This window comes from Flavobacterium sp., from assembly GCF_031381455.1.
Taxonomy (GTDB): Bacteria; Bacteroidota; Bacteroidia; order Flavobacteriales; family Flavobacteriaceae; genus Flavobacterium.
The window spans coordinates 17171-38932 of the sequence record NZ_JANMXZ010000007.1 but is presented as its reverse complement, the minus strand read 5'-3'; the positions used below and the strand labels follow the sequence as shown (position 1 = coordinate 38932).

Annotated in this window: 19 protein-coding genes; 16 read left to right on the top strand and 3 right to left on the bottom strand. The window is 33.6% G+C overall.

From position 1 onward, the window contains the following. The first annotated feature begins 79 nt into the window (after positions 1-79). From RMN97_RS01495 to RMN97_RS01470, 6 genes are all read left to right on the top strand, one after another. A complete protein-coding gene (locus tag RMN97_RS01495) occupies positions 80-745 on the top strand; it encodes a succinate dehydrogenase cytochrome b subunit (RefSeq protein ID WP_309612752.1) in 666 nt (221 codons plus the stop codon). A 10-nt stretch (positions 746-755) separates the two neighbouring features. Continuing rightward, a complete protein-coding gene (locus RMN97_RS01490; RefSeq protein ID WP_309612751.1) occupies positions 756-2765 on the top strand; it encodes a fumarate reductase/succinate dehydrogenase flavoprotein subunit in 2010 nt (669 codons plus the stop codon). Between the two features lie 28 nt (positions 2766-2793). Beyond that, positions 2794-3168, top strand: a complete 375-nt coding sequence (locus RMN97_RS01485) for a four helix bundle protein (RefSeq protein WP_309612750.1) — start codon at positions 2794-2796, stop codon at positions 3166-3168. 48 nt (positions 3169-3216) lie between these two features. Then, positions 3217-3978, top strand: coding sequence for a succinate dehydrogenase/fumarate reductase iron-sulfur subunit (locus tag RMN97_RS01480; RefSeq protein WP_309612749.1), 762 nt, complete (start codon positions 3217-3219; stop codon positions 3976-3978). A 198-nt stretch (positions 3979-4176) separates the two neighbouring features. Further along, positions 4177-6987: a GH92 family glycosyl hydrolase gene (locus tag RMN97_RS01475; protein WP_309612748.1), complete on the top strand. Its 2811-nt coding sequence runs from the start codon at positions 4177-4179 to the stop codon at positions 6985-6987. A 45-nt stretch (positions 6988-7032) separates the two neighbouring features. Beyond that, entirely contained in the window at positions 7033-7800 is a 768-nt protein-coding gene (locus RMN97_RS01470; RefSeq protein ID WP_309612747.1) for a nitrilase family protein, read from the top strand. A 3-nt stretch (positions 7801-7803) separates the two neighbouring features. Here RMN97_RS01470 and RMN97_RS01465 read toward each other — a convergent pair whose 3' ends face one another. The 3 genes from RMN97_RS01465 to RMN97_RS01455 form a co-directional block, all read right to left on the bottom strand. Further along, positions 7804-9402: an Ig-like domain-containing protein gene (locus RMN97_RS01465; RefSeq protein WP_309612746.1), complete on the bottom strand. Its 1599-nt coding sequence runs from the start codon at positions 9400-9402 to the stop codon at positions 7804-7806. 105 nt (positions 9403-9507) lie between these two features. After that, complete coding sequence (locus tag RMN97_RS01460) at positions 9508-9843, bottom strand: hypothetical protein (RefSeq protein WP_309612745.1); 336 nt, start codon at positions 9841-9843, stop codon at positions 9508-9510. 41 nt (positions 9844-9884) lie between these two features. After that, positions 9885-10568 (bottom strand): ComF family protein, encoded by a 684-nt coding sequence (locus RMN97_RS01455; RefSeq protein WP_309612744.1) that lies wholly within the window; start codon positions 10566-10568, stop codon positions 9885-9887. A 99-nt stretch (positions 10569-10667) separates the two neighbouring features. Between RMN97_RS01455 and RMN97_RS01450 the strand changes: the two genes are divergently transcribed. From RMN97_RS01450 to RMN97_RS01405, 10 genes are all read left to right on the top strand, one after another. Next, positions 10668-12209: a glycine--tRNA ligase gene (locus RMN97_RS01450; protein ID WP_309612743.1), complete on the top strand. Its 1542-nt coding sequence runs from the start codon at positions 10668-10670 to the stop codon at positions 12207-12209. 316 nt (positions 12210-12525) lie between these two features. Continuing rightward, a complete protein-coding gene (locus RMN97_RS01445; protein ID WP_309612742.1) occupies positions 12526-13434 on the top strand; it encodes a LytTR family DNA-binding domain-containing protein in 909 nt (302 codons plus the stop codon). A 33-nt stretch (positions 13435-13467) separates the two neighbouring features. Further along, positions 13468-14124 (top strand): response regulator, encoded by a 657-nt coding sequence (locus tag RMN97_RS01440; protein WP_309612741.1) that lies wholly within the window; start codon positions 13468-13470, stop codon positions 14122-14124. Between the two features lie 380 nt (positions 14125-14504). Further along, a complete protein-coding gene (locus RMN97_RS01435; protein WP_309612740.1) occupies positions 14505-15044 on the top strand; it encodes a hypothetical protein in 540 nt (179 codons plus the stop codon). A gap of 69 nt (positions 15045-15113) precedes the next feature. Then, on the top strand, positions 15114-15839 hold the full coding sequence (locus RMN97_RS01430) for a hypothetical protein (RefSeq protein WP_309612739.1): 726 nt from the start codon (positions 15114-15116) through the stop codon (positions 15837-15839). 154 nt (positions 15840-15993) lie between these two features. After that, entirely contained in the window at positions 15994-16377 is a 384-nt protein-coding gene (locus RMN97_RS01425; RefSeq protein ID WP_309612738.1) for a hypothetical protein, read from the top strand. Positions 16378-16395: 18 nt separating this feature from the next. After that, on the top strand, positions 16396-16794 hold the full coding sequence (locus RMN97_RS01420) for a hypothetical protein (RefSeq protein ID WP_309612737.1): 399 nt from the start codon (positions 16396-16398) through the stop codon (positions 16792-16794). Positions 16795-17022: 228 nt separating this feature from the next. After that, positions 17023-19056 (top strand): ATP-binding protein, encoded by a 2034-nt coding sequence (locus RMN97_RS01415; protein WP_309612736.1) that lies wholly within the window; start codon positions 17023-17025, stop codon positions 19054-19056. A gap of 359 nt (positions 19057-19415) precedes the next feature. Further along, positions 19416-19619 (top strand): hypothetical protein, encoded by a 204-nt coding sequence (locus RMN97_RS01410; RefSeq protein WP_309612735.1) that lies wholly within the window; start codon positions 19416-19418, stop codon positions 19617-19619. Positions 19620-19711: 92 nt separating this feature from the next. Beyond that, positions 19712-21760 carry a tetratricopeptide repeat protein gene (locus tag RMN97_RS01405; protein WP_309612734.1) on the top strand — a complete coding sequence of 683 codons (2049 nt, stop codon included), beginning with the start codon at positions 19712-19714 and terminating at the stop codon, positions 21758-21760. The last annotated feature ends 2 nt before the right edge of the window (positions 21761-21762 follow it).

Here is a 21762-nt window from a genome sequence, read left to right as displayed (position 1 = left end):
AAATTACAACGAAAAGGTTGTAGTTATTACCAAATAGCTGTATTTTTGTGTGATTTTTTTAAATAAATTACACAATCTTATGGCAAAATCTTCCGTTTTGAGTTCGTCCATTGCTAAAAAAGTCGCCATGGCGCTTTCAGGACTTTTCTTAATTTCATTTTTAGCTTTACACTTCTCAATAAATTTAACCTCGGTATTCAGCGAAGAAGTATTTAATTCCGCTTCTGATTTTATGGGATACAATCCACTAATTCAGTATGTAATGCAACCAGTTTTAGCATTTGGTGTTGTGTTTCACTTTGTAATGGGATTTGTTTTGGAAATTAAAAACAACGCTGCAAGACCGATTAGCTATGCAAAAAATAACGGTGCGGCAAATTCTTCATGGGCTTCAAGAAATATGATTATCTCGGGTTCAGTTGTTTTGGCGTTTTTAGGATTGCACTTTTACGATTTCTGGTTTCCGGAAATGGATTATAAATACATTCAAGCTCTTCCGCAGGATGCAACAAGATATTACACCGAATTAGTCCATAAATTCGAAAGTCCGGTTCGCACAGGATTGTATTGCTTGGCTTTTGTGTTATTGTTTTTACACTTATGGCATGGTTTCAACTCTTCGATGCAATCAGTTGGATTCAATAATAAATTCTCCAGAGCACTTCACAAACTAGGATATGCATTTGCAGTAATTGTCCCATTCGGATTCATTTTCATTGCATTGTTTCATCATTTTAATCAATAATTTCAAGTAAATGAAACTAGATTCAAAAATACCTGAAGGTCCAATTTCGGACAAATGGACAAATTATAAAGATCATTTAAAATTAGTTGCGCCTAATAACCGACCAAAAATCGATATTATCGTTGTTGGAACTGGTTTGGCCGGAGCTTCTGCTGCAGCATCCTTGGGGGAAATGGGTTACAATGTTAAAGCATTTTGTTTCCAAGATTCACCAAGAAGAGCGCACTCAATTGCGGCACAAGGCGGAATAAACGCAGCTAAGAATTACCAAAATGATGGCGATAGTACCTTTAGATTATTTTATGATACGATAAAAGGAGGCGATTATAGAGCCCGTGAAGCAAACGTTCATCGATTGGCAGAAGTATCGTCTAATATTATCGACCAATGTGTGGCGCAAGGCGTTCCTTTTGCCCGTGATTATGGCGGAATGTTAGACAACCGTTCCTTTGGAGGAACGCAAGTTCAACGTACTTTTTATGCTGCAGGACAAACAGGGCAACAATTGTTATTGGGAGCTTACTCAGCCTTATCAAGACAAATTGGTTTAGGTCGTGTTAAAATGTTCAGTCGTCATGAAATGCTCGATTTAGTAAAAGTAGACGGCAAAGCACGCGGAATTATTGCCCGTAATTTGGTTACAGGAGAATTAGAAAGACATTCAGCGCACGCAGTTGTTATTGCTTCTGGAGGTTATGGAAATGTGTATTTCCTTTCTACCAATGCCATGGGAAGTAACGTAACGGCTGGTTGGAAAGTTCATAAACGAGGAGCATTGTTCGCTAATCCTTGTTTTGTTCAGATTCACCCAACCTGTATTCCCGTGCACGGAACCAATCAGGCAAAATTAACATTGATGTCAGAATCCTTGCGTAACTCAGGCAGAATTTGGGTGCCAAAAAAGAAAGAAGATGCCGAAGCAATTCGCGCCGGAAGGTTAAAACCTGTAGATTTAAAGGAAGAGGATAGAGATTATTATTTAGAAAGAAAATATCCCTCTTATGGAAATCTCGCACCGCGGGATATTTCATCAAGAGCAGCAAAAGAAGTTTGTGACGCAGGTCATGGAATTGAATCAAACGATACTAACGAAGGAGTGTTCTTGGATTTTTCGTCAGAGATACAAACTAAAGGAAGGCAATCGGCTTATGCAAAAGGAAATCATAATCCAACTGCGGATGAAATCACTTCTTTAGGAAAACAATGGTTAGAAGAAAAGTATGGTAACCTTTTTGCGATGTATGAAAAAATCACCGACGAGAATCCATACGAAACGCCAATGAAAATTTATCCTGCGGTTCACTATACAATGGGTGGCGTTTGGGTTGATTATAATTTGCAATCTACAATTCCAGGTTGTTTCGTTGCAGGAGAAGCTAATTTCTCAGATCACGGAGCAAATAGATTGGGTGCTTCAGCTTTGATGCAAGGTTTGGCAGATGGTTATTTTGTGTTGCCTTACACCGTTTCAAATTATTTGGCAGATGAAATCAGAACCGGAAAGATTTCTACAGATTCACCTGAATTTGCGGAAGCAGAAAACAATGTAAAATCAACAATTGATAAATTCCTAAACAACAACGGTTCTAAATCGGTTGACCATTTCCATAAAAGATTGGGTTTGATTATGTGGAATAAAGTTGGAATGGGAAGAAACGAAAAAGGTTTGACAGAAGCTATAGTTGAAATCGCAGCCCTAAAAGAAGAATTCTACAAAGACGTATACGTTCCGGGAAGTTCAGACGAATTAAATCCTGAATTGGAAAAAGCATTGCGTGTTGCCGACTTCATCGATTTAGGTCAATTAATGGCGATGGATGCGCTTCAAAGAAAAGAATCTTGCGGTGGTCACTTCCGTGAAGAATATCAGGATTCAGAAGGAGAAACACTTCGTGATGACGAAAACTTCTCATTCGTTAGTGCCTGGGAATATATGGGTTACGACATCAGCAAAGAAATCCTTAACAAGGAAGAATTGAAATACGAGTTTATCAAAATTGCAGCTAGAAATTATAAGTAATTAGGCATTAGCCAAAAGGCAATAGTTGATGAGTGAAATAAAGTCATATAAGGATTTATTAATTTGGCAGATAGGAATTGACATAGCCATTAATTTATATGAATTAGTTGAAGATTTTCCAAGAGAAGAAATTTATGCCTTAACAAGTCAAGTAAAAAGAGCTTCTGTTTCCATTTCGTCAAATATAGCTGAAGGTTATGGAAGAAATTCGACTCAAAGTTATATTCATTTCGTAAGCATTTCAAGAGGTTCTTTATTTGAATTAGAAACTCAATTAGTAGTTGCCAAAAGATTAAAATTCATTAAAAATGAAACTTTGTTTTCTGAATTAATGAATCAAATTACAGAAGAAAGCAAAATGATAAATTCATTTATATACAAATTAGAATCGAGTAAATCATAATTAAACTAATGCCTTTTGCCTAATGGCTTTTGGCTAAATAAAGAAAACATGAGTGCAGCAAAAAACATCAATATAAACCTTAAGATTTGGCGTCAGAAAGATGCTAAATCCAAAGGAAGCATGGAAACTTATAAATTAGATAATGTTTCGACTGCAAGTTCGTTTTTGGAAATGTTAGACCAATTGAACGAGCAATTAATCAATGATAAAAAATCACCTGTAGCGTTCGATCATGATTGTCGTGAAGGAATCTGTGGAATGTGTTCGTTATACATCAACGGAAGAGCACACGGCCCGGAAACTGGAACAACAACCTGTCAATTGCATATGCGTAAATTCAAAGACGGCGACACAATTTTTATCGAACCATGGAGAAGCAAAGCATTCCCAGTTGTTAAAGATTTAGTAGTTGATAGAAGTTCATTTGACAGAATTCAACAAGCTGGTGGTTTCGTTTCTGTAAACACATCCGGAAGAACTATTGATGCCAATGCAACTCCTGTTCCAAAACACGATGCCGACAGAGCTTTTGAAGCGGCTGCTTGTATTGGTTGTGGCGCTTGTGTAGCAACTTGTAAAAACGGTTCAGCAATGTTATTTGTTGGAGCTAAAGTGTCGCAGTATGCTTTATTACCACAAGGAAAAGTGGAAGCAACCGCACGTGTATTAAACATGGTACGCCAAATGGACGAAGAAGGGTTTGGAAATTGCACCAATACTGGAGCGTGCGAAGTGGAATGTCCAAAAGGGATTTCGTTGGAAAACATCGCTAGAATGAACAGAGAATATTTGTCGGCAAGCATGAAATAAAAAACCAAAAAGCAATAAAAAAACGCATTCATTGATTTGGATGCGTTTTTTGTTTTTGGGCGTGTCCCTTTGGGCCGGGCTTTACGTTCCAATCTTTTTAGCATTTCCCTTTCGGGCAATCCTAAAAAGGATTTCCACTGCAATCCCTCACGCAAACTCTGCCCAAAATTTGTATATTTGAGAAGCAAAACCAACACAATGAAACTACTGCTTTCAAGCTTACTTTTACTGATTTCTTTTTCCGGTTTTGGGCAAAACTATCACCAATATGTCAATCCAATGATTGGAACTGGCGGTCACGGACACACCTATCTAGGAGCTACAGTTCCTTTTGGAATGGTGCAGCTTTCGCCAGATACGCGAATTGATGGAAGTTGGGATGGCTGCTCGGGTTATCAGTATGATGACACTATAATTTACGGATTTTCACACACGCATTTGAATGGAACGGGTGTTTCCGATTATGGCGATATTATGCTGATGCCGACAATGAGTGAACCAACTCTTGATGCAAAGGAATATAGTTCCACATTTTCGCATTCGAATGAAAAAGCAACAGCCGGATTTTATGCTGTGAAATTAGACAAACACAATATTGATGTAAAATTGACAGCTTCAACCCGAGTTGGATTTCATGAATATACTTTTAATAAAGACGGTCAAGCCAATATCATTCTGGACTTAAATCACAGGGATAAATTAGTACAAGGAGAAGTCAGAATCATTGACAATAAAACAATCGAAATCCTCCGCCGAAGTGAAGCCTGGGCTCGAGATCAATATGTTTATGCCCGAATCGAATTTAATGTTCCAATGCAAATCAATAACGTTAGAAATAATGGATTTGCACCTGCGAGAAACACTGATAAATTCTTTGCCGGAACCCAATTGGGGTTGAGCTTTTCAAAAAAAGTCAAAAAAGGAGAACTGATTCTGGTAAAAGTGTCGCTTTCGGCAACGGGTTATGCAGGTGCTAAACTAAACATGAGTGAAATCAAAGATTGGGATTTCAATAAAGTAAAGCAAAATGCAGAACAACTTTGGGACAAACAATTATCTAAAATAGAGGTCGGCGAAACTGATAAAGACAAGCTGGCCATTTTCTATACCGCTTTATATCACACGATGGTGCAGCCCAACATAGCGCAAGACATAGACGGGAAATACCGCGGCAGAGATAACCAAATCTACAAAGCAGAAGGATTTGATTACTATTCGGTTTTCTCGCTTTGGGATACTTTTCGAGCGGCACATCCGTTATACACTTTAATCGAAAAGAAACGCACCGCCGATTTTATTAATACGTTTTTAAAACAATACGAGCAAGGCGGAAGATTACCTGTTTGGGAATTGGCTTCGAATGAAACGGACTGTATGATCGGCTATCATTCGGTTTCCGTAATGGCAGATGCTATGGTCAAAGGCATAAAAGGTTTTGATTATTCAACCGCTTTTGAAGCTGCTAAGCACTCCGCTATGCTCGATCATTTAGGCTTGGATGCCTATAAAAAGCAAGGTTTTATTTCGATGGATGACGAACACGAAAGTGTTTCCAAAACCTTGGAATATGCTTATGATGATTGGTGTATTGCGCAAATGGCTATGATTCTAAACAAAAAAGAAGACTACGATTATTTTATGAAACGTTCACAAAGTTGGAAAAATGTGTTTGATTGGAATACGGGTTTTATGCGTCCGAAAAAGAATGGCGGTTGGGACAAACCTTTTGATGCAAAGGAAATTAACAATAATTTTACTGAAGGGAACTCATGGCAGTATTCGTTTTTTGTGCCACAAGATATTCCAGGGATGATTGAAGCCTATGGCGGAGCCGAGAAATTTGAGGCCAAACTTGACGAAATGTTCAATAGCGAAAGCAAAACTTCGGGTCGCGAACAAGTCGATGTTACAGGATTAATTGGGCAATACGCTCACGGAAACGAGCCAAGTCATCACATGGCTTATCTCTATAATTATGTAGGCAAACCTGAAAAAACTACTGAGAAAGTACATTTTATTCTGGAAAATTTCTACAAAAATGCTCCCGATGGTTTGATTGGCAACGAAGACTGCGGTCAAATGAGTGCTTGGTATGTGTTGAGTTCGATGGGAATTTATGCGGTAACACCAGGAAATCCGGAGTGGAGTTTGACGACACCCTATTTTAAGAAAGTAAAAGTCAATTTTGAAGATGGAAATTCGGAAGAAATCAGTACTGAAACTGCTAACAAGGACAGAAAATATTTTGGATTAAGCCACGAAGAAAAAACATACGGATTTGCAAATCAATTAACAACTCCAGTTCCTGTAATTGAAGCTGAAAGTAAATCATTTAAAGATAAAATTGCCATTGGAATAGCATCACAAAACCCAACAGATAAAATTTACTATTGGATTAAAAACGAGTTTGATAATCGAAAAGATAAAGATTGGATTTTATATACAAGTCCAATAACAATTGATATGACTTCAGAAGTTCTAGCAAAAATTAAAAATGAAAACCAGGAAAGCACTATTGTTTCCGGTCATTTCTTCAAAAAGCCAAATAATTACACCATCAATATTAAATCAATATACAATCCGCAGTATCATGCTGGCGGACCGGAAGGTTTGATTGACGGGATTTATGGGACAACAAACTGGCGTAAAGGCGACTGGCAAGGATATCAAGGACAGGATTTTGAAGCCATAATTGATTTGCAGAAAGAAATTCCGATTCATTATATTGGTTCCCTATTTCTACAGGATTCTCGTTCCTGGATTTTAATGCCAACCAAAGTCGAATATTATGTTTCGAAAGATAATATTAACTTTACATTAGTGGGAACAATTACCAATGATATTGATGCAAAAGAAAGCGAAAATAGAATCAAAAATTTCAGTTTCGTAAAAGGAATGACAGCAAAATACATAAAAGTTAAAGCATACAATTATGGAAAGTTACCCGAATGGCATCAGGGCGCAGGTGGCAATGCTTTTATATTTATTGATGAAATAATTATTAAATAACCGAAAGACTTATCCCTTATCTCTTTTTCCTAATCCCTTTTAAAAATGAAAATAGCACTTATACAAACATCACTTTCTTGGGAAAGCCCAACCGAAAACCGTAGTCATTTGGTTCAAAAAATCAATGGTTTTATTGAAGAAGTCGATTTGATTGTCCTTCCCGAAATGTTCTCATCCGGATTTACAATGAATCCAAAAGCGGTTGCTGAATCAATGCAAGGAGAAACGGTTTCATGGCTACAACATTTGGCGAAAGCCAAAAATTGCGCTATAACCGGAAGTTTGGTTATCGAAGAAAAAGGGAATTATTACAATCGTTTGGTTTTTGTTTTTCCCAATGGCGATATCAAAACCTATGACAAAAGACATTTGTTTTCGTTGGCTGGAGAAGATAAATTCTATGCAGCCGGAACTGAAAAATTAATTGTCGAATATAAAGGTTTCAGAATTTCTCCGCTGGTTTGCTATGATTTACGTTTTCCGGTTTTTTCCAGAAATATAGAAAATTATGATGTGTTGCTTTATGTTGCTAACTGGCCTAAACCTCGAATAAATTCTTGGGATATTTTGCTAAAAGCACGAGCAGTTGAAAATATGTGTTTCACGATTGGAGTAAACCGAATTGGCACAGACAACAACAATCTAGAATACGTTGGGCATTCACAAGCGGTTGATTATCTTGGAAATTATTTACTTGAACCACAAGAAACAGAAGGGATATTTATCGTAACATTAGACAAAGAACAACTGTTGGAAACCCGCAATAAATTGGCTTTTTTGGATGATAAAGATGATTTCAAGATAACTTCGTAAATCTTACTTCTTGCTCCGTAAATCGAATGGCTGTTCAACATCCCAATTGGTGCGGACATCAATTTCTTTTTGGAAATAAATCACTTCTTCCGATTGGCGTTTTTCTATAAAACTTCCCGTGTCCCAAATCTTATTTTTATTATCGTCATAAATAATACGCAACGTATATTTATCGGGTTCAAGTGTCAAAAATTCAATCGTTGGATTGCTCTCTGTATATGCTGTTGCTTTTACTTTTCCGGCTTTGTCGGTGAGTTCAACCAGGATTGGAAATCTTTTTGCATTTTCTAAAACCACTTTTAAATTTCCATAATCGGATGCGTTTTTAGTTGCAACTTTATAAACTAAAGTATCATTTGTTTTTTCATAAAAATCAGTCAAAGCACTTGGCAATAATTTAATTTTATATTGCTCTAAAGGTTCTCTGTTGAAATTGAAATAGAGTTTTTGGTTAAAATCATCATATTCTGTTTCAAAAGGGACAGCAATTGAATCTTTGTTAAAAACCGAAATTTTTGATTTGTCAAACTTCACTAAAGGAATCGAACTGTTTAAAGAAAAACGCTCTCTTAAAAGCGCACCGGCAAAATCTGGACTTATCCTCAGCGTGTCTGCTTTTTGCTTTTTCAATTTTACTATAAAATCTTTTTTGAAGTTGTCTTTTTCAACAGCAACATTCAGAGAATCTGCTTTTGTGGGTTTAAACCAAACTTGAACGGAATCCTTTTTCTGAATTTGAGTAATCAAACTTGGAATAATTTCAGAACCATTTTTAACGGTAACTTTTACGTTTTTTGGGTCGCCTTCATAACCCATTATTAATTTATTTCCTGAATCTTGTGTTGGTTTTATAGCTTTGAAAGGAAGTTTTTCTTTAAATAATTCTACTTCAAAAATAGTGTCGTTTGGAATGGTAATATATTGTTTTTGAAAACCAATTTTATCCGATTTGGGATTGAATTTATTATTTCCGTTGTCTTTCAACGCCAACAAAAGATATTTTCCGGCTTTGATGTTTTCAATGGTAACTACTTCCAAACTGTCTAAAGTATTCGTGATATATCTCGGAGATTCTTTATATATCGTCGAATCAGTATACTTTTCATTGATTTCATACAACATCACCGAAACGAAATTATCTACCTTCTTTTCTAAAGCATCTTTGACTTTGACATTTATTTTCAACGAATCAATATAAGCTCCGGTTGAGAATACATATTTGAATTGCTGATAGGGATTTCCTTCGTTATTGTCTTCAATACTTTGTCCAAAATTAAAGCTATACGTTGTGTTTGGCTGAAGGGTATCTTTTAATTTAATAGTTACTATTTTACTGGCAGTTTGCGGTGAAATCTCAGGTTGATTTTTCATCGGTGGCGAAATAATCAACTGCTTGTTGATGTTTTTCAACTTGACATATTCATCAAAAACCAATTTAATTTCCTTGCCGTTAAAATTAGTCGAGAAATTTTTAGGAAAACTTGCTTTTAAAACAGGCGCAATCGTGTCTTTATCACCGCCGGTAATCGAACCGCGTTTGGCACAACTAGCTAGTGCCAGCACAAAAAGAAAGCAAAGTAACTTGAAAATAGATTTTGGCATACCGCAGTTTTATCAAAGCACAAAATAACAATTATATTCAGTGTGAATGAAATGTTTTTGGGGAAACTTAACAATTTGGGTTATTCCCGTAAGCAGTATTTATCTTTACTCGCTATCGTAGTCTCCAGTACCATAAATAAATAGTACGGTTATGCCAATTATAGCTATCGGAACCCAAACAAGCGTTTTTGCCAGTGAAAATTTTCCTTCTCTGGCTGAGGTAATTTCTTTTAGCGGAATTCGCTCGGCAACACCATGCTTCAAAACAACAATGGCGCTATCGGCATTACTGCTATAAATAACTTTGGAAGTTTTGTGATTCCTTTCTATTTTATATGTCTGACCAAGAACCATCGTTTTCGGATTAACCTCGACCTTTTTATAACTATAACAGCTTTGTAGTAATAAGGTAATTCCCAATAGTAAACATATTTTTTTCATCTGGAGAAATTAGTTTAATAAATCAAATATAACAATTAGTATTAATTATGTGACATAGCCATGCAAACAACGCTAATCTTGGCGTTTGGTATTTTCAAAATGGCGCGACTGCAAGCTTCGAGAGTTGAACCAGTCGTAAGCACATCATCAATGAGCAGAAAATGTTTGCCATGATAATTTTCTGAAAAATCAACATCAAAAACGGTTGCAATTATATCAGCTCGGCCCAAAAGATCTTTTTTGGTTTGGGTTTTAGTGTATAATTTTCGGCGCAAAAGCTTGTCATCATATGGTATTTTTAGATTTGAAGACAACGCTCTTCCAAAACCTTCCACTTGATTATAACCTCGTTCTCGCAGTCTTTTTTTGTGCAATGGGACAGGAATTATAAAATCGATGTGTTGCATTTGTTCCAGATGTTGCAATTCTTCGCTATACCAATTTCCAATAGTTTCCCCAATTTCTTCTTGTCCTTTATATTTCAATTTATGTATCATTTCCTGAACAATTCCGTTTTTATGGAAATAAAATAAAGCCGAACCATACTCTAACGGAATTCTACCATAAAACTTTTGAAAGATTTCATTATCATCAATTTTATGATGATTCGTGAGCGGAATTTCATGTCGGCATTGGGTACAAATCACTTTTTCATCGCTCAATAAAAACGAATGACAACCCGCACATGACTTTGGAAAAAATAGATTTAGAAGATGATTCCACATAAAAAAGATAATTTTCTTACATAAAAGTATAAAAAAATTGTATTCTAATTGATTTTTACCGCTTTTTTTATAATCGGTTTTTATATTTTTGCAACCATTATGGCAAAACAAGAAGATTTATTTAAGAACGTAGTTTCGCATGCAAAAGAGTACGGTTTTATTTTTCCATCAAGCGAAATTTATGATGGTTTGAGCGCAGTATATGATTATGCGCAAAACGGAGTAGAATTAAAAAAGAATATTAGAGAATATTGGTGGAAAGCCATGGTACAAATGCATGAAAACATTGTTGGTCTTGATGCCGCAATCCTGATGCATCCAACCACATGGAAAGCTTCCGGTCACGTTGATGCGTTTAACGATCCGTTGATTGACAACAAAGACTCTAAAAAAAGATATCGTGCCGATGTTTTAATCGAGGATTATGCTGAAAAATTAAATCTGAAAGCTAAAAAAGAAATTGAAAAAGCACGTGAGCGTTTTGGTGATTCTTTTGATGAAGAACAATACAAAACAACCAATCCAAGAGTGATGGAATACCTTTCGAAAGAAAGAGAAATCCTTGAAAGAATGGGACGTTCATTAGGTTCAGGTGATTTAGAAGATGTAAAAGCTTTAATCGAAGAATTAGAAATTGCCGATCCTGAAACAGGCTCAAGAAACTGGACAGAAGTGCGTCAATTCAACTTGATGTTTGGAACCAAATTAGGAGCTTCTGCCGAAAATGCAATGGATTTATATTTGCGTCCGGAAACAGCACAAGGAATTTTTGTGAACTTTTTAAACGTGCAAAAAACAGGTAGAATGAAGATTCCGTTTGGAATTGCACAAACAGGGAAAGCCTTTAGAAATGAGATTGTAGCCAGACAATTTATTTTCCGTATGCGTGAATTCGAACAAATGGAAATGCAATTTTTTGTAAAGCCAGGCGAAGAAATGAAATGGTACGAATACTGGAAAACCACTCGTTTGAACTGGCATTTGTCGCTTGGATTAGGAAGAGAAAATTATCGTTTTCATGACCACGAAAAATTAGCACATTATGCAAATGCAGCGGCTGACATCGAATTTAATTTCCCTTTTGGATTTAAAGAATTGGAAGGAATTCACTCAAGAACCGACTTCGACTTAAAAGCACACGAACAATACTCAGGAAAAAAATTACAGTATTTTGATCCTGAAACTAATTCAAGCTACGTGCCTTATGTAGTAGAAACTTCGGTTGGTTTAGACAGAATGTTCTTGTCTGTTTTTGCAACTTCATTAAAAGAAGAAACTTTAGAAGATGGTTCGACACGTACAGTTTTACGTTTGCCATCCGTTTTAGCACCAACAAAAGCAGCCGTTTTACCATTGGTTAAAAAAGACGGTTTGCCGGAAGTTGCTCAAAAAATAATCGAGGATTTAAAATGGGATTTCAATGTGGCGTATGATGAAAAAGACGCTGTTGGAAGACGTTACAGAAGACAAGACGCATTAGGAACTCCTTTTTGTATAACGGTTGACCACCAAACTTTAGAAGATGAAACGGTTACAATCCGTCACAGGGATTCAATGAAACAGGACAGAGTAAAAATTTCTGACTTACGCGGACTTATAAATGCTGAGGTTTCAGTTAGAAATTGGCTGATGAAAATGTAACACATAATTGTCATTCTGAGTGACAGCGAAGAACCTAATCCCAAATCCTGAAAAGCGTTTGGGATTTTGTTTTGTAAGCATTGTTCCGAATAAAAAATGACATATTAACAAGATAACGGTTGATGTTAACAATTTGTCGAATTCATAAACCAAAAATTTACTTTCGTTATAACGAAAATACATACGTTTAATCGGATTTATTTTTGTAGTTAAATTTTTATTGTAATCTTTAGCGCTAACAAATAGTTTCCCCAAAACTACCCGTTATTTTTACCTAATCTAATGCTTTCCCAACATCAAAACCGGAAAAGCATTAATGAGTCAAACATACATCATTATAGACGATGATAAGGATAGCGTACTAAAAACTCAGGCAATTGCCGAGCGTTTTAGGAACCTTAGCTTTGTTGCTTCTGCCAATACCTATGATGATGGGGTGAATTTGATTTTAGAACACCAACCCCGTTTAGTTTTTCTAGAAATTGATCCAACCGATAAAAAGAGCAATCTTTCGTTAGCATTGATTAATGAATTGTATCGCTATTTAAGGATTGTCCCAAAAATTATCGTGACAACCGCCAAAAAGGACTTGGCTTACGAGGCTTTGCAATATGAAGTCATTGATTATTTGTTAAAGCCTTTGAATATAAATGATTTTAGAAAAGCGGTTCTAAAATTTGACCGTGCGATAAAAACGGATTTGCCTTATTCAGAAGAAAAAAATCCTGTCGCAACCTTTGAAGTTTTAGACGAAACGCTTACTGATGCTATAGAAACAGCTGAAAATGATGTTGAGGTAAAAATTATTCCGGCAGCTGAAAATTCAACAGCATCAGGCACTTCCGAAGTTTCGGGAGAAACTCAAAAACCACAATCGCTGGTTATTTGTGTAAAATCGTATGGTGATTATCGTTATATCGATTCGGATGATGTGCTCTATTTTGAAGCCGATAACAACTCGACCGATATTCATTTGAACAATGGCGAAATGATTACGGCTTTTAAAACCCTCAAGCATTTTGAAACCGTTTTGCCACCAACGCAATTCCTGCGAATTCACAATAGTTACATTATAAATGTAAATCAAGTATCGCGTATTCATACCGGAAACACCGTTTGCTATATCAAGAACTCGACCACCAAACTTCCTTTCTCAAAATCCTATAAAGAGAACGTCGATTTAATTATCAGCCGAATAGCTTCTGGAAATTATTTGGAGATTTAGAAGAAAATTCGTAGTTTCGATAAAAATCTCATCATGGAACTACAGATTTTAATGGTTGACGATCATCCACCAATTATTGAAGGGTACAGATCTATTTTGGCCTACAATTCTTTTGGTTATACATTAAATACTACAGCTGCACATTCTTGTGAAGAGGCTTATAACGCAATTTTTCAGGTAAAACATCCTTTTGATATCGTATTTTTAGATTTGACTTTACCCCCATTTTTAGAAAAAAATCTTAACTCAGGAGATGATTTAATTCCACTTGTGAAAAAGCAGCATCCCAATGCCAAAATTGTCATTCTTACTTCACATTACGAGTCGATAGTTCTTTTTAAAATTGTAAAAGAAAATAATCCGGATGGGATTTTAATAAAAAGTGATTTTCAAGCCCAAGAATTAATCAAAGCATTCGATGTTGTGGTTAAAGGAGGAACTTATTTTAGTGAAACGGTTATTAATCACAAAAAATCTTGGGGTGAAAAGAGTAAAGTTATGGATAGTTATAACCGCCAAATTCTTTCTTTGCTTGCACAAGGCGTAAAAACCAAAAGCCTTCCCGATTTGCTTCATCTTTCGAAAAGTGCAATTGATAAAAGAAAAGCTATTCTCAAGCAGCTTTTAGGAATTGACAAAGGAAACGATGAAGATATTCTTAAAGAAGCAAGAAAGCAAGGATTGATATAGAATTCACTACTCAACCTTCAGAAAGAAACTCCATATTTCTTACTATTTCTCACTTAATTGAAATTTCATGAAATGTACACTTTTAGTGTATTTGAATGTGAAATTAACAATCTACTTTTACTATATCAAAATTAAACAATACTAATTTAACATGGTTATTAGGTAGTTAAAAGTGGCTTACCACCATAGAAGTGACACCATACGAAGAATGCTTTTCTAGTTTTTCGTAGAGAAAATGAGCATAGAAAAAACACTGTTTATTTTAGAGGTTTGTTATTAAGCAGTAGAACGATTAAACCAACCAAAAAAAGCAGCCCAACCTTTATAATGTTTTGACGACACAAAGTTGGACTGCAATAATTAAAATTATATACAAATTTATGAAAAATTTATTATTTGGCTTAATTGCCACAGTTTTATTTGCATTAAATGGGAATGCACAAAAAATAACTCAAGAAAGTGTTAGGTTACAGTTGGCACAAGGAATGTCAGATTTTACAATTTCTTTAAAACCGGCATTTGACAAAACCACCAATGTTGAAGATTTTAAGAAAACAATTACGGGTAGTTGGTATTCTAAAATACCAAAAGAAGGTAATGATTTATTAACCGCCTCATACAAATTACTATCTAATAGAGTTTCTCAAGCAGAAATACTAAAGAGTTATAATGGTAAGGAAATGGCTGCTGCTGCATTATTTGTCAACAACCTTACCCTAAAAGGAGTAAAAACAAATGGCAGCGAATTATTTGGAGGAACTACCGGAGATTACAATCCTTATGCTGCTAACGCAGTTAGTGCAAAATGTAGATGGTATCAGTTGAGTTGTTGGATTAAAGAGATTTTTGGGGATGAAGGTGGCGGAAAAATTTTAGATACAATTGTAACAGTATTAACAATAATAATAACAGGTCTTTAGTTATAAAATATAATATGTAATCAATGGCGTAAGTTAAAATCTACGCCATTGATTTAATTCGGAACAGTTATGAAGAAAATCAAAATTTTAATTTATTTAATTTTATTTAGTTTATTAAGTTGCACTTCTTTTAAAGTTAATCTAGCTTTTAAACTCGTGGGAGTATATGATGACAATATACAATTATCTAAAGTTACTAATGAAGAAAAAGAAGTGATTTTTTTCCCAATGCATCATTTAGGAACTGCTCCTTTTTACAATGATGTTAAAACTAAAATAGATTCTCTTAAAAAAATTGGGTACTTTTTTTATACAGAAGAAGTTAAAGGGAATAAAAAGGATTCAATAACTGTAAGGAAATCAATAAAGCTAACCAGCATACCATTTAGCAGGAATAATGCTGGTTACAAGCATTTTTTTGACTCTATTTATAACGGAAAAGTGAAGTTTAAAAAGGAAATTTTAGATCAACCATCTCCAAGTAAATTTGGTTTAGATGAATCAAATAGTAAAACGGCAGATGTTACTTTAAAAGAAATGATTGATTATTATGAAAATAAGTATGGTGAAATAAAATTAGAACCTTGTGATTTCGAGAAAAGTTTTTATGAAAAACCTAATTGTAAATATAAACCAGCAGGGAAAAAAGTTAGAGATGATGTTTATATAAATTTTCGAAATAAAAATCTTATAAAAATGCTATTAAGTGATAATCATAAGAAAGTGGCAATTATATATGGTGCTGATCACTTCAAAGGAATTCGAGAAGAATTGTTAAAACAAGGATTTAAATAAATCCATAATTTGAATCTGCCAACAATCAAAAGAAAATAAACGTAAAACTCACTTTTTCAAAAAGGGGTTACTTTTTACGATTAAAAAACAGCCATGTCTTTATAATGTTTTGACGACACAAAGCTTGGTCTATAATAATTAAAATTATGTACACATGAAAAATCTATTATTTGGCTTACTAGCCATAGTCTCATTTGTATTTAATGGAATTGCACAAGAGAAAAGCGATATAAAACAAAAAGCTGATTTCAAAAGCGCGTCATTAATAACAACATACGAAAAAGAGGTTACAGAGTATAAGTTTCTATCTCTAGAGGAACTCAATGAAGGAGCTGACCAAATTATCCAAGAATTTGATTTTAGCAATTCTGAAAAAAACAAGCAAAACACTTGTGAAATAACAATAGAAATCAAAGTTGAAGTAGCAATTGGAGGTACAAGAGGATTAGTGTCTGGATTAATAATTACCAACTGTTCCGACGCAACTACTACAACAAAAAGGCTGAAAGCAATGCTCCTTGCTGCAGCAATGGGTTAATTGAAAAAAAATAAGGTCATGAAATGTAAAATTCTGTTTTCGGCACTATTTATTAGTCAATTTTTGTTTAGCCAAACCGATCTTAACAACGTTATCAAAGGTGGAGAACTTTTATTAAGTGGTTTGTCAGTGCTGAAAATAAGCAAAACGAATCCTAAAAAGGATAGTAAAGTTATTGAAAGTGTTTGTGTAAAAAATAAGCTAAGCGATAGAATTACTTTTAGAATTGTTAAGGGAGATGTGGATGGAGGCGATATTAAAAAAGAACTCGTTATCCCAAAAGACGGGAAAGAATGCCTATTTGTTTTACCTAAAGGTATTTATACGTATGAAATTGTACTTTCTAATAAAGAAATTTATAAGAAAGGCGAATACAAGTTTGAAGATGATGTGGTAATTACCGTCAAGGAAGAGTAAAATGCTTACAATTAATTTGAAAATTATATAAAATGTACACTTTTAGTGTACCAAAATGTGAAAATCGCGATTTACTTTTACAATGTCAAAATCAAGAACGTATTTTTCTTATTGAAAGAAATTTGCAATAACTAACAATACAAGTTTGATGAAGATAAATTAAATTGTGGTAGAATTGGGTCCCGATTTTCAAATCGGGGCTCAATTCTTTTTTACTATCTTGGCTTTATGAATAGACTACTCTCATATTGGTTTATTATTTTATTGGTGTCTTTATATGGTTGTACTTCTAAAACTGTAGATAAAGAAGCTCAAGCTAGGAATGATTCTATAAAAAAATATTTGGATTTGGCGGGGAATGATTCTTTGGATTCAAAACTCAGAAATAAGTATAACGGCAAGGCCTTTTCACTAGTGGATTTAAGTAAGAATGATACATTAACTAGGTTTTATTTGAATTCAATTTCTTACAATTATTTAGATATAAAAAATTGGGTTGGGTTTTCTAAAATTGAAAAAATTCATTTTAAAAAAAGTATAGCCGCAAAAGACACACTTAATTTGGCGAGATATTACAGGTATAAAGGGGGATATTACAGGAAAAATAAAATCTATGATAGTGCATATTACTATTATATTAAAGCAGAGAAGTTTTATAAAAAAACAAATGATCACTATAGCTTAGCAAAGGTTTATCAATTAATAAGTCAAATTCAATTTATACTTGATGATTATACGGGAGCAGATTTATCAGCCCAAAAGGCCTATATGTATTTTAAAAATACAGATTACAAACAATTTCAAGTCGAAATTTTAATATTAATAGGTAGCACTAATCATAATCTTAGAGATTATGAAAATGCTATTAAGGCTTTTAAAACAGCAATATCTCTTGTCGAAAAATATAAGTTGAGAAACAAAAGTATTAGTTTAAAGGGAACTTGTTTAAATAATATAGGGAATGCTTACCGAGAACAAAAAAAATATAATAATGCAATACAATATTTTAATTTAGCACTTAAAGAAAAGAATTTAATAAAAGAGGATCCAGTCATATATGGATTTTTACTTAATAATCTGTCTTATTGTAAATTGCAGTTAAAAGATTATTCAGGATTTCCTAATTTGCTGTTTAAATCTATTAATTTACTTAATTATAATGACGAGGGAATTAGAGAATCTACGGTTAGCTATGTTTATCTTTCTAATTATTATTGGGCTATTAATGATAGTTTGAAAGCACAAATATATGCAGACAAAGCATTAAAAATTGCCAAAAGGTTTAAATCCCCATACTACTATCTTACAGCTTTAAGTAATGCAGGAAGTGTTAGTAGTAAAAAGGCGCCTGAATATATTAAAGAATATCATGAAAAGAATGATAGTTTATTATTTGTTGAGCGTAACGCTAGAAATCAGTTTTATAAAATTCAACTTGAAACCGACGAAATCTCCCAAGAGAAAGAAACAGCAATTAAACAAAAATGGATTATCTTAACTATAGCAGGAGCAGTTATATTAATTATTGCATTACTGTTAATAATTACTAGACAACGGTCTAAACAAAATAAAATGCAATTTCAACAGTCACAACAAAAAGCTAATGAAGAGATTTATGATTTGATGCTAAATCAAAAAAATAAGGAGGAATTTGCTAGACAAAGTGAGAAAAAAAGAATAGCAATTGAGTTGCATGATGGTGTGATGAACAGATTGGCCAGCACGCGACTTAATCTTAATATGCTATCATACCAAAAGGACGAAGAAACAATAAACAAATGTTTAAACCATATTGAAGGAATTTATAAAATAGAACAGGAGATACGAAATATTGCTCACGATTTGAATACAGAGATTTTTAAAGAAACGAATAGTTTTGTGGCGCTACTAAATGATTTTGTTGCTACACAAAATACTACAACAAGTTCAAAATACAAATTTGAAAACGATGCAGCTCTGGATTGGAATCATATTTCAAGTGGAATAAAAATGAATATATACCGAATCATTCAAGAAGCAAGTCACAATGTTAACAAATATGCTCAAGCCACCAATGTCATAATTAGTTTAGTTTTAGACAAAAATAATATTTGTCTTTCTGTCACTGATAATGGAAAAGGATTTGACACAAATGCCAACTCGGAAGGGATAGGTTTAAAGAATATAAAACTGCGTGTTGAATCTCTAAAAGGAAAGTGTGTTATAAAATCTAATAACAAAAGCACTTCTATAAACATTACTATTCCATTTGCTACAGTTTAGCATTTATTTTTTTTCTCAGTCAATCAGCGGTAAGTTTTAGTTGCCCCATTATACCTCTTCCTTTCTTTTTAGGAGTACATCTACCCAGATTTCCGTTTACTAATACAAAAAAAATTTTGCCAAAGCCAACAATGACAGGCTTTTTGTCCAAAAACGCAAAAATCACAAAAACCATCCACCCAGATTTGGCTATCATTGACTATCAAACGGCACCATTCTACCATAAACACCCCTATTCACAAGGATTAGCAGAGACATCCTTTTTAGTTTTACATAGTGAAAGTGTCCCATTGTCTCAAATCAATTAAAACACACACACTAAAACGAGTTAAAAAACTAACACATAAAAGTCTCAAATTATGAAAAGATTAGCAACAACATTCGGATTATTAGCTTTAATGCTTATTGTCACGTCATTTACAACTCCATCTGAAATTGGTGGAAGAAGTACTGGTGGAGAACTATCAATCGGTGGAAGAAGTACTGGTGGTGAATTTTCAATTGGTGGAAGAAGTACTGGTGGTGAACTTTCAATCGGCGGAAGAAGTACTGGCGGTGAATAATTAAGAAATTTAAAAAAAATATAAACTATCAATTTTTATTGATAGTTTTTTTTTGTCAATATGTTTCGTATTTTTGGGTAAAATAATTTATTTTGAAAATAAAACATATTTTATTTTTAGCGTTTTTTTTTTCTTTTTCATGTGCCAAAAAAAAGGGACAAGTAGTTTCAGATAAAATAGCAACTGATAGTTTATCTTATTATATGAAAATTGCTAATTCAAATAAAACTCCTGAATTAGAAAAAATTGAAAAAACAAATAAAGCTTTTAAACTTATAAGTATATTAAAAAGTACTCAAGCAAACAGAGATACTCTTTTTTCAATTGTATATAAGTACTATAACAGCCAAGAATGGAAAAACTTTAATAAAGCTTACAACCTTCTTTTAAAGAATTCTAAAGCCAATAATGACTCTTTAAATATTGCCAAATCCTATAGATTTAAAGCGAATTATTTAAAAAAAATTCAGTCAAATGATAGTGCATTTTATTTTTATACAAAAGCAGAAGAGATATATTTTATCAAAAAAGATGATGAGAACGGGGCTAACATACTCTTAAATAAAAGTATAGTTCAGTATAATGTGGGTGACTTATTAGGTGCTGAATTATCCCTCACAAAAGCATTATACATATACAAAAATTCTAATCAGAAAGAAAAATTATATGGTGTCTTAAATCAATTAGGTCTTGTATACACTGAATTAAAAGAATATGATAAAGCAATTTTTTATTACAACAAAGCTTTAGAAATAGTTAGAGACATTAAAACGCTAAATGAAGAGCACCCAGTTGCAGTCTGTTATAATAATATTGGGTATTTATATTTAAGGCAAAAGAAATATAATGAAGCAATAATAAATTTTAAATTAGGACTTAATGATTCAGATTTAATAAAAGATGATTTAAATACTTATTCTTGTTTATTAGATAATCTTGCATATTCAAGACTTCAATCCAATAATTATGACCAATTGCCCAAATTGTTTTTCGATGCTTTAGAAATAAGAAAAAAATTGGATGATTATACTTATATCGTTGGGAGCAATATTCATATTTCAGAATATTATCAAAAGAAAGGAGATTTGAAATTATCCCTAAAATATTCAAAAGATGCTTTAAGAATAGGGAAAGAATCTAAAATCCCAATTAATATAATTTTAGCATTAAAACAAGCATCTATTGTTGATAAAAATAATTCATCAGCATATTCAGAACAATACATTAGAATTAATGATAGTCTTCAAGTAGAAGAACGTAAATCGAAAGACCGATTTGCGCGTATTTCACTTGAAACAGACGAAATAATCCAACAAAAAGATGTACTAGAAGACAAAAACAGAAACCTACTTTATGGTTTTGTAATAACCTTTATTTTAGTGGCATTGTTATTTATTGTTAGAGCCCAACGCGCCAGAACACGAGAATTATTATTCAAACAAGCCCAACAAAAAGCAAATGAGGAAATTTTCAACCTCATGATGTCGCAACAATCTATTATTGATGAAAGCCGAAACAAGGAAAAGAAACGATTAGCACAAGACCTTCACGACGGTGTTTTAGGAAGAATGTTTGGGTTGCGTTTAAATTTGGATAGTTTGAACTCTAGTACCGATCCTGATGCACCGCAAAAAAGGAATGAATTGTTAAATGAGTTAAAAACTATTGAACAAGATATTCGTGAAATTTCACATGACCTGAATAGAGAGAAATTAGTTTTAATTAATAACTTTGTGTCGATAGTCCATAATTTATTAGAAGAACAGAAATCTTTGCATGAAGCTGAAGTAACCTATCAAATAGACACTTCTATTAATTGGGATAAAATAGGTAATGCTATCAAAATTAACATGTACCGTATTTTGCAGGAGGGTTTGCAAAACATTAACAAATATGCCGGCGCCAAGAATATTACGGTAGAGATTAGCGGAGATTCAGAAAATGTTTTTCTAAAAATACAAGACGACGGAATCGGTTTTGATGTCAACAAAAAAAGTAAAGGAATCGGAATGCAAAATATGATATCCAGAACCAACGACTGTCAAGGAATTATCGATATCACCTCTAAAAAAGATCACGGAACCAGTATTGTAATAACTATACCAACAGAAACCAAACAACTAATCGAAGAACAAGCATGACA

Excerpts from the sequence above, each read along its gene's own strand:
- RMN97_RS01495 (WP_309612752.1), top strand. The coding sequence starts at position 80 with ATGGCAAAATCTTCCGTTTTGAGTTCGTCCATTGCTAAAAAAGTCGCC.
- RMN97_RS01490 (WP_309612751.1), top strand. The coding sequence starts at position 756 with ATGAAACTAGATTCAAAAATACCTGAAGGTCCAATTTCGGACAAATGG.
- RMN97_RS01485 (WP_309612750.1), top strand. The coding sequence starts at position 2,794 with ATGAGTGAAATAAAGTCATATAAGGATTTATTAATTTGGCAGATAGGA.
- RMN97_RS01480 (WP_309612749.1), top strand. The coding sequence starts at position 3,217 with ATGAGTGCAGCAAAAAACATCAATATAAACCTTAAGATTTGGCGTCAG.
- RMN97_RS01475 (WP_309612748.1), top strand. The coding sequence starts at position 4,177 with ATGAAACTACTGCTTTCAAGCTTACTTTTACTGATTTCTTTTTCCGGT.
- RMN97_RS01470 (WP_309612747.1), top strand. The coding sequence starts at position 7,033 with ATGAAAATAGCACTTATACAAACATCACTTTCTTGGGAAAGCCCAACC.
- RMN97_RS01465 (WP_309612746.1), bottom strand. The coding sequence starts at position 9,402 with ATGCCAAAATCTATTTTCAAGTTACTTTGCTTTCTTTTTGTGCTGGCA.
- RMN97_RS01460 (WP_309612745.1), bottom strand. The coding sequence starts at position 9,843 with ATGAAAAAAATATGTTTACTATTGGGAATTACCTTATTACTACAAAGC.
- RMN97_RS01455 (WP_309612744.1), bottom strand. The coding sequence starts at position 10,568 with ATGTGGAATCATCTTCTAAATCTATTTTTTCCAAAGTCATGTGCGGGT.
- RMN97_RS01450 (WP_309612743.1), top strand. The coding sequence starts at position 10,668 with ATGGCAAAACAAGAAGATTTATTTAAGAACGTAGTTTCGCATGCAAAA.
- RMN97_RS01445 (WP_309612742.1), top strand. The coding sequence starts at position 12,526 with ATGAGTCAAACATACATCATTATAGACGATGATAAGGATAGCGTACTA.
- RMN97_RS01440 (WP_309612741.1), top strand. The coding sequence starts at position 13,468 with ATGGAACTACAGATTTTAATGGTTGACGATCATCCACCAATTATTGAA.
- RMN97_RS01435 (WP_309612740.1), top strand. The coding sequence starts at position 14,505 with ATGAAAAATTTATTATTTGGCTTAATTGCCACAGTTTTATTTGCATTA.
- RMN97_RS01430 (WP_309612739.1), top strand. The coding sequence starts at position 15,114 with ATGAAGAAAATCAAAATTTTAATTTATTTAATTTTATTTAGTTTATTA.
- RMN97_RS01425 (WP_309612738.1), top strand. The coding sequence starts at position 15,994 with ATGAAAAATCTATTATTTGGCTTACTAGCCATAGTCTCATTTGTATTT.
- RMN97_RS01420 (WP_309612737.1), top strand. The coding sequence starts at position 16,396 with ATGAAATGTAAAATTCTGTTTTCGGCACTATTTATTAGTCAATTTTTG.
- RMN97_RS01415 (WP_309612736.1), top strand. The coding sequence starts at position 17,023 with ATGAATAGACTACTCTCATATTGGTTTATTATTTTATTGGTGTCTTTA.
- RMN97_RS01410 (WP_309612735.1), top strand. The coding sequence starts at position 19,416 with ATGAAAAGATTAGCAACAACATTCGGATTATTAGCTTTAATGCTTATT.